At 73.3% G+C, this 8,076-nt stretch carries 9 protein-coding genes; all 9 read left to right on the top strand.

What is annotated here, in order from left to right; all coding sequences use genetic code 11:
* Window positions 1–581: RibD family protein (locus tag VIM26_RS12260; RefSeq protein WP_331951545.1), on the top strand; the 581-nt coding region annotated here is incomplete at its 5' end.
* Window positions 581–1,189: a riboflavin synthase gene (locus tag VIM26_RS12255; protein WP_331951543.1), complete on the top strand. Its 609-nt coding sequence runs from the start codon at window positions 581–583 to the stop codon at window positions 1,187–1,189. The genes VIM26_RS12260 and VIM26_RS12255, both read left to right, overlap by 1 nt.
* Window positions 1,186–2,553: a GTP cyclohydrolase II gene (gene ribA / locus VIM26_RS12250; RefSeq protein WP_331951541.1), complete on the top strand. Its 1,368-nt coding sequence runs from the start codon at window positions 1,186–1,188 to the stop codon at window positions 2,551–2,553. Before VIM26_RS12255 ends, ribA begins: the two co-directional genes overlap by 4 nt.
* Window positions 2,550–3,017 (top strand): 6,7-dimethyl-8-ribityllumazine synthase, encoded by a 468-nt coding sequence (gene ribH, locus VIM26_RS12245; protein WP_331951539.1) that lies wholly within the window; start codon window positions 2,550–2,552, stop codon window positions 3,015–3,017. The genes ribA and ribH overlap by 4 nt, the downstream gene beginning before the upstream one ends.
* 2 nt (window positions 3,018–3,019) lie before the next feature.
* A complete protein-coding gene (pnuC, locus tag VIM26_RS12240; RefSeq protein WP_331951537.1) occupies window positions 3,020–3,727 on the top strand; it encodes a nicotinamide riboside transporter PnuC in 708 nt (235 codons plus the stop codon).
* Window positions 3,724–3,987, top strand: coding sequence for a phosphoribosyl-ATP diphosphatase (locus VIM26_RS12235; protein ID WP_331951535.1), 264 nt, complete (start codon window positions 3,724–3,726; stop codon window positions 3,985–3,987). Before pnuC ends, VIM26_RS12235 begins: the two co-directional genes overlap by 4 nt.
* A gap of 91 nt (window positions 3,988–4,078) precedes the next feature.
* Window positions 4,079–4,927: an ATP phosphoribosyltransferase gene (gene hisG, locus VIM26_RS12230; RefSeq protein WP_331951533.1), complete on the top strand. Its 849-nt coding sequence runs from the start codon at window positions 4,079–4,081 to the stop codon at window positions 4,925–4,927.
* Window positions 4,928–4,932: 5 nt separating this feature from the next.
* Complete coding sequence (locus tag VIM26_RS12225; protein ID WP_331951531.1) at window positions 4,933–5,403, top strand: PH domain-containing protein; 471 nt, start codon at window positions 4,933–4,935, stop codon at window positions 5,401–5,403.
* 462 nt (window positions 5,404–5,865) lie between these two features.
* Window positions 5,866–8,076, top strand: a 2,211-nt coding sequence (gene uvrC, locus VIM26_RS12220; RefSeq protein WP_331951528.1) for an excinuclease ABC subunit UvrC, incomplete at its 3' end; no start/stop codon positions are given.

Genomic DNA, 8,076 nt, shown 5'->3' with positions numbered 1-8,076 from the left:
CCACGAGCCTCGACGGCCGGATCGCCGCCGCGGACGGCTCCAGCCGGTGGATCACCGGAGCCGTCGCCCGCCAGCACGCGCACGGACTGCGCGCCGAGGTCGACGCGATCGCCGTCGGCACCGGCACGGTCTTGTCCGACGACCCGAGTCTCACCGCCCGCAACGCGGCAGGCGAGGCGACCGGGCGCCAGCCGCTGCGGGTCGTCGTCGGGCATCGCGAGGTGCCCGCGGGCGCCCGGCTGCGCGGCCCCGGCGGCGAGCTCGTCCAGGTGCGCACGCACGACGTCGTCGAGGTCCTCGCCGAGCTGCACCGCCGGGAGGTGCGCCACCTGCTCGTCGAGGGCGGGCCGACCCTCGCCGCGGCGTTCCTGCGCGCCGGCCTGGTGGACGAGGTGCACGCCTACATCGCGCCCGTCCTGCTCGGGTCCGGTCCCTCGGCGGTCGCCGACCTGGGCATCGGCTCGATCGGTGCCGCGCTGCGGTTCGTGCCCCGTGAGCCCCTCGCGCTGGGGCCCGACGTCCTGATCGTCTCCACCCCCATGTACGCCCCGCCCGCCCCCGTCCTTGAGGAGAAGTCCTGATGTTCACCGGAATTGTCGAAGAGGTCGGCACGGTCGTCGCGATCGGCGCGGCCGGCGAAGGTGACGCGCGCCTGACGGTGCGCGGCGAGCTCGTCACGTCCGACGCCGCGCTCGGCGACTCGATCGCCGTCTCCGGGGTCTGCCTCACCATCGCCGAGCTGGGGACGGGGACCTTCACCGCCGACGTGATGCCCGAGTCGCTGCACCGCACCTCGCTCGGCTCGCTCGTCCCGGGCAGCGGCGTCAACCTCGAGCGCGCCGTGCGCGCCGACGGCCGGATGGGCGGTCACCTGGTGCAGGGGCACGTCGACGGCGTCGGACAGATCCTGAGCCGGGCGCCCGGCCCGCGGTGGGACGACGTCGTCGTCGCGCTGCCGCCCGAGCTCGCCGGCTACGTCGCGGAGAAGGGCTCCATCACGATCAGCGGCGTCTCGCTCACCGTGACCCACGTCGAGGCGGACCGTTTCGGGGTCAGCCTGATCCCGACGACGCTCGCCGCGACGACGCTCGGCACGCTCGCGGTCGGCGACCCGGTGAACCTCGAGGTCGACGTCATCGCCAAGTACGTGGAACGACTGCTCGTGACCGGACGGGCGGTCGCCCGATGAGCGCCGACAAGATGAGCGCCGGCAGGACGAGCGCCGACCAGCCGATTCGCCTCGGCACCATCGAGGAGGCGCTCGACGAGCTGCGCGCGGGCCGCCCGGTCGTCGTCGCGGACTCCCCGGACCGGGAGAACGAGGCCGACGTCGTGCTGGCGGCCGCCTCGGCGACCCCTGAGTGGGTCGCCTGGACGATCCGGCACTCGTCGGGCTACCTGTGCGCGCCGATGCCGTCCGAGCGAGCCGACGCGCTCGAGCTGCCGCTCATGGTGCCGCACAGCCAGGACCCGCGGCGCACCGCCTACACCGTGACCGTCGACGCGGCGCGCGGCGTCACGACCGGCATCTCGGCCACCGACCGCGCCAAGACGCTGCGCGTGCTCGCCGACCCCGGCTCCGGCCCGGTCGACCTGATCCGGCCCGGCCACGTGCTGCCGCTGCGGGCGGTGCCCGGCGGCGTGCTGCACCGCGCCGGGCACACCGAGGCCGCCGTCGACCTGTGCCGGCTCGCCGGCCTGTCGCCCGTCGGGGCCATCGCCGAGCTCGTGAACGACGACGGCTCGATGATGCGGCTGCACCAGGCCGCGGCCCTCTCGGAGCAGGACGGGATCGTGCTGATCACGATCGGCGACCTGATCGCGTGGCGCCGCGCGCACGACGACCTGCCCGTCGAGGTCACCCCCGGCGAGGCGACCCCGCTGGTCATCCGCGTGCACGGCGGCGGCGTCGCGGCGATGCCGACCCGGCACGGGCCGTTCCGCGTGCACGCCTACCGGGACCTGCGCACCGGCGCCGACCACGTCGCGCTCGTCTCCGCGCACGCGCTCGGGAACGCACCGGTGGTCCGCGTGCACTCCGAGTGCCTGACCGGTGACGCGTTCGGCTCGCTGCGCTGCGACTGCGGCCCCCAGCTCGACACGTCGCTCGCCCGGGCGGCGGCCGAGGGCGGCGTCGTGGTCTACCTGCGCGGGCACGAGGGCCGCGGGATCGGCCTGCTGTCGAAGATCGCGGCCTACTCGCTGCAGGACGCCGGCCGGGACACCGTGCAGGCGAACCTCGACCTGGGCTGGCCCGCGGACCGGCGCGAGTACGGCGCCGCGGCGGCCATCCTGGCCGACCTCGGGGTGCACAGGATGCGCCTGCTCACCAACAACCCGGCGAAGGTGCTGGGCCTGCGCGCGCACGGGCTGGTCGTCACCGAGATGATCCCGCTCGAGGTCGGGCGCACCTCGGAGAACGCGGCCTACCTGGCCACCAAGGAGGCCGAGATGGGGCACCTGTTCACGAACGGCAGCACCCCGACCGAGCCCCCGGCCGACGACTCGATCACTCCCACGATCCACCCCATCCCCGAGGAGACCCCAGCATGAGCGGCGCCGGAGCACCCACCCTGCAGGTCGACGGAACCGGCCTGCGCATTACGATCGTCGCCGCGAGCTGGCACACCGAGGTGATGGACGGTCTGCTCGAGGGCGCGCGCCGCGCGCTCGCCGCCGCGAACGTCACCGACATCCGCGAGGTGCGCGTGCCGGGGTCGTTCGAGCTGCCGATCGCGGCGTCGCGCGTCGCGCACCACGGGGCCGACGCCGTCGTCGCGCTGGGCGTCGTGATCCGCGGCGGCACCCCGCACTTCGACTACGTCTGCCAGGCGGCGACGCAGGGCCTGTCCGACGTCGCGCTGCGCTCGGGCGTCCCGGTCGGGTTCGGGCTTCTGACCTGCGACGACGAGGCGCAGGCGCTGGACCGTGCCGGGCTGCCCGGCTCGAGCGAGGACAAGGGCGCCCAGGCGGTCGAGGCCGCGATCGCCACCGTGATCGCGCTGCGCGGGATCTGACCATGGGCCTGCTCGGTTGGCTGTTCGACGCGCAGGTCGTCATCGCGGGGCACGCGATCCTGTGGCGCGAGATCATCGGCAACCTGTTCGGCCTCGCGTCGGCGGTCGGCGGGCTGCGGCGCCAGATCTGGGCGTGGCCGGTCGGCATCATCTGCAACGTGATGCTGTTCACTGTCTTCCTCGGTGGGGTGTTCCACACCCCGCAGGCCCTCGACCTGTACGGGCAGGCCGGCCGGCAGGTCTTCTTCTGCGCGGTCGCGGTGTACGGCTGGGTCCGGTGGCGCGCGACGCGCCGGGCCGGTGGGGGCAGCGGGCCCGCCGTCGTGCCGACCTGGGCGGGACGCGCGGGCTGGGTCCAGCTGGGCACGGTCGCCGTCGTCGGCACGGTCGGCTGCTTCCTCGTGTTCCGGACGCTGGGCTCGTTCGGGCCGCTCGCCGACGCCTGGATCTTCACCGGCAGCCTGCTGGCGACGTACGGGATGGCACGCGGCTGGACCGACTTCTGGCTGATCTGGATCGCCGTGGACGCCGTCGGGGTGCCGCTGCTGGTGCGGGCCGGGTACTACCCGTCGGCCGTGCTCTACCTCGTCTATGCGGGGGTTGTGTTGTACGGCTTCACGGTCTGGCTCAAGGCGCAGCGGGCCGAGAGCGGGCCGGCGGCGGACGCGCGGACCGCCCCCACCGGCTCGACGTCTAGGCTCAAGGCGTGAAAACGTTCGACTCGCTGTTCGCCGAGCTCTCAGCCAAGGCCGTCAACCGCCCCGCCGGATCGCGCACGGTCACCGAGCTGGACTCCGGGGTGCATGGGATCGGCAAGAAGGTCGTCGAGGAGGCCGCGGAGGTCTGGATCGCCGCGGAGTACGAAGGGGCGGACCGCACCGCGGAGGAGATCTCGCAGCTGCTGTACCACCTGCAGGTCATGATGCTCGCGCGCGGCCTCACGCTCGAGGACGTCTACAAGCATCTGTGAGGCGAGTGACCGTGCCGTAGCGCCGGTCCTCGGTAACCCCTGCCGCGTCCCCGTCCGGCTTCATCCCCGATCGTCCTTCGTGAGGTTTCCCATGTTCCGTATCGCCGTCCCGAACAAGGGCTCGCTGTCCGAGCCTGCCGCGACCATGCTCCGGGAGGCTGGCTACCGCCAGCGCCGCGACCCGCGCGAGCTCGTCCTGCAGGACCCGGACAACGACGTCGAGTTCTTCTTCCTGCGCCCGCGCGATATCGCGGTGTACGTCGGTTCCGGCACCGTCGACGCCGGGATCACCGGCCGCGACCTGCTGCTCGACTCTGGCGCGAACGCGGTGGAGCACCTGCCGCTCGGCTTCGCCGGCTCGACCTTCCGGTACGCGGCGCCGTCGGCCCGGGTCACCTCGGTCGAGCAGATCGACGGCCTGCGCGTCGCGACGTCCTACCCCGTGCTGGTGACCGACCACCTCACCGCCCGCGGTGTGAAGGCCGACGTCGTGCGGCTCGACGGTGCGGTCGAGTCGGCCGTCCAGCTCGGCATCGCCGACGTCGTCGCGGACGTCGTCTCGACCGGGACCACCCTGCGCGGCGCGGGTCTCGAGGTGTTCGGCGACCCGATCCTCGTCTCCGAGGCGGTGCTGATCCGCCCCGCGGCCGGCGGCGAGGTCGGCAACGGCCTGGACACCCTGACCCGCCGCCTGCAGGGCGTGCTGGTCGCCAACGAGTACGTACTGATGGACTACGACATCCCGGTCGGCCAGGTGGAGGCCGCGATCGCGATCACCCCCGGCCTGGAGTCCCCGACGGTCTCCCCGCTGCACAACCGCGAGTGGGCCGCGGTGCGCTCGATGGTCCGCCGCGCGGAGATGAACAACCTGATGGACGCCCTGTACGACGTCGGCGCGCGGGCAATCCTCGTCACGTCGATCCACGCCTGCCGGCTCTGAGCCCGGTGCCGGCGGCCGACGGCTCGCGGAACTCGGCCCGGCGTGCGCTGCACGCACCGTTCCGGCCGCGGGCGGCGCGCGTCGTCGCGCTGATCCTCGCGGTCATCGTTTCCGTGCTCACCCCGGTCCTCGTGTTCACGGTGCCGGGGGAGTACGGGGCGCCCGACCTGATCGGTTTCGCCGGCGTCGGCGTGGCGGTCGTCTGGTTCTGCTGGCGCGAGGCGAGCGTGCGCGTGCTCGTCGACGAGCAGGGCGTCTCGGTACGCAACCTGATGCTGTCCCGAAGGCTGGAGTGGGCCGAGATCGTCTCGGTCCGCTTCGGCGCCGGCCGCCCCTGGGTCCAGCTCGACCTGGCCGACGGCGACACGCTGGCCGTCATGGGCATCCAGCGGGCCGACGGCAAGTTCGCCGAGGCCGAGGCGAGCCGGATGGCGACCCTGGTAGCCCTGCACACCGAAACCCCCCGCAACGACTGACCCCCCACCCCGACCTGTCAGCCCGAGCCCGGTCCCTGCCGCGCGTTCGCGCTGACAACTCGGGAGTGCTCCGACGTGTCAGTCCCGGCGCGGTCCCTGCCGCGCGTTCGCGCTGACAACTCGGGAGCAACTCGCAGTTCGTGTCGACCGGCGTTGAGCGGTCGCGGTGATCGGGCGCTCTGTGCAGCGCTCTGTGCAGCCAAACAGCTCCAGGGGTGCACGTTCGCTGCACAGAGCGCTGCACAGAGCGGGCTCGGGCGGGGCGGGCCGCGGCGCTGGCCGATTGACCCCAAAAGAGCCCCGCTCGAGGCTGGTTGCACGGCTGGTTGCCGCCAAAGTGCGCCAGGGCCGCAGACTGCGCACATCGGCGCGAACTGCGCACATCGGATGTGCGCAGTTGCGACGGATGTGCGCAGTCTGGGTCGGCGCGGCCCGTCGGACCCACGAACTAGGCTCGTTCGTATGGCAGATCCAGCGACCTACCGCCCCGCACCCGGGCAGGTGCCGGACTCGCCGGGGGTCTACCGGTTCCGGGACGAGCACACCCGGGTCATCTACGTCGGCAAGGCCAAGAGCCTGCGCTCGCGCCTCGCCAGCTACTTCCAGGACCTGTCCGCGCTGCATCCGCGCACCCAGTCCATGGTCACCTCGGCCAGCTCGGTCGAGTGGACGGTGGTCGGCACCGAGGTCGAGGCGCTCGCGCTCGAGTACTCGTGGATCAAGGAGTTCGACCCGCGGTTCAACGTCAAGTACCGCGACGACAAGTCCTACCCCTACCTCGCGGTCACCCTCGCGGACCAGTTCCCGCGCGTCACGGTGATGCGCGGCGCCAAGCGCCCCGGGACGAGGTACTTCGGCCCGTACGCGCACGCCTGGGCGATCCGCGAGACCGTCGACCTGCTGCTGCGGGTCTTCCCGGTCCGGACCTGCTCCACCGGCGTGTTCAAGCGCGCCAACCAGCAGGGCCGGCCCTGCCTGCTCGGGTACATCGACAAGTGCTCCGCGCCGTGCGTCGGGCGGATCAGCCCCGAGGATCACCACGCCCTCGCGGAGGACTTCTGCGCCTTCATGGCCGGGGACACCGCGAAGTTCACCCGCCGGCTGACCGAGCGGATGCGGGCGGCCGCCGCGATCGAGGACTACGAGCAGGCCGCCCGCCTGCGCGACGACGTCGCCGCGCTCGAGCACGCGACCGAGAAGAACGCCGTCGTGCTCCAGGACGGCACCGACGCCGACATCTTCGCGCTCGTCGGCGACGACCTCGAGGCGGCCGTGCAGGTCTTCCATGTGCGCGACGGGCGGATCCGGGGCCAGCGCGGCTGGGTCGTGGAGAAGGTCGAGGACGTGACCGACGCCGAGCTCGTCGAGCACCTCCTGCAGCAGGTCTACGGCGCCGAGGCGACCGCGTTCGACGGTTCCGGGTCCCGCTCGCGCGGCGAGCCGGCGCCGCGGGCCCGGGCCGCGGCGGGTGCCGTCCCGCGCGAGGTGCTCGTCCCGGTTCTGCCGCCCGATCCGGCCCAGGTCACGGCGTGGCTTGAGGGGCTGCGCGGCAGCCACGTGGACGTCCGGGTGCCCCAGCGCGGCGACAAGCGCGAGCTCGCCGAGACGGTGCGGCGCAACGCCGAGCACGCGCTCGCGCTGCACCGGACCAAGCGCGCGGGCGACCTGACCACCCGCAGCCAGGCGCTGCGCGAGATCCAGGAGGGGCTCGACCTGGCCACGGCCCCGCTGCGGATCGAGTGCTACGACATCTCCACCACGCAGGGCACCTACCAGATGGCCTCGATGGTCGTGTTCGAGGACGGCCTGCCGCGCAAGAGCGAGTACCGGATGTTCGCCATCAAGGGGCCCGACGGCGACGGCGCGCGCGACGACACCGCGGCGATGCACGAGGTCATCACCCGCCGGTTCCGCCGCTACCTGTCCGAGCGCTCGAAGTCCGGCGACGTCGAGATGGAGTTCGCCGCGGACGAGCTGACCGAGCACGACGGCGGCGCGAACGGCGTGGGCCCGGACGGCCTCCGCCCGGATGCCGGCGCCGCGAAGGCTCACCGCGGGGACGTCGGAGGCCCGGTGGAGTTCCGCCGCGACGGCACGGCAGTCGGGAATCCTGTCGGCACGAGTGCCTCCGCCGGCGGCGTCCCCGGCGTCAGCGGCGAGGTCGGTCCGCAGGTGACCGGCAAGCCGGCCCGGTTCGCCTACCCGCCCAACCTCGTCGTCGTCGACGGCGGCCCGCCGCAGGTCGCCGCGGCCGCGCGCGCCCTGGCCGAGCTCGGCATCGACGACGTCGCGCTGTGCGGCCTGGCCAAGCGCCTCGAGGAGGTCTGGGTGCCCGCGGAGGACTACCCGGTCATCCTCCAGCGCAGCTCCGAGGGCCTCTACCTGCTCCAGCGCGTGCGCGACGAGGCGCACCGGTTCGCGATCACCGCGCACCGCAAGCGCCGCGGCAAGGGCATGACCGTGTCCGCGCTCGACGACGTCCCGGGCCTCGGCCCGGCGCGCGCGGGCGCGCTGCTCAAGGCGTTCGGCTCGGTCAAGCGGCTGCGCGCGGCGAGCGTCGAGGAGATCGCGTCCGTGCCGGGGATGGGGGAGCGCACCGCGGCCGCCGTCGTCGCCGCGCTGGAAACCCCAGCAACCCCAGCAACCCTGGCAACCCCAGCGACCCCACCAACC

This window comes from Pengzhenrongella sp. (assembly GCF_036565025.1).
GTDB lineage: Bacteria > Actinomycetota > Actinomycetes > Actinomycetales > Cellulomonadaceae > Pengzhenrongella.
The sequence above is the reverse complement of the archived record's forward strand: the minus strand, read 5'-3'. Positions and strand labels throughout refer to the sequence as shown.

Coding starts and splice junctions, on each gene's coding strand:
- VIM26_RS12255 (WP_331951543.1), top strand. CDS start 581: ATGTTCACCGGAATTGTCGAAGAGGTCGGCACGGTCGTCGCGATCGGC.
- ribA (WP_331951541.1), top strand. CDS start 1,186: ATGAGCGCCGACAAGATGAGCGCCGGCAGGACGAGCGCCGACCAGCCG.
- ribH (WP_331951539.1), top strand. CDS start 2,550: ATGAGCGGCGCCGGAGCACCCACCCTGCAGGTCGACGGAACCGGCCTG.
- pnuC (WP_331951537.1), top strand. CDS start 3,020: ATGGGCCTGCTCGGTTGGCTGTTCGACGCGCAGGTCGTCATCGCGGGG.
- hisG (WP_331951533.1), top strand. CDS start 4,079: ATGTTCCGTATCGCCGTCCCGAACAAGGGCTCGCTGTCCGAGCCTGCC.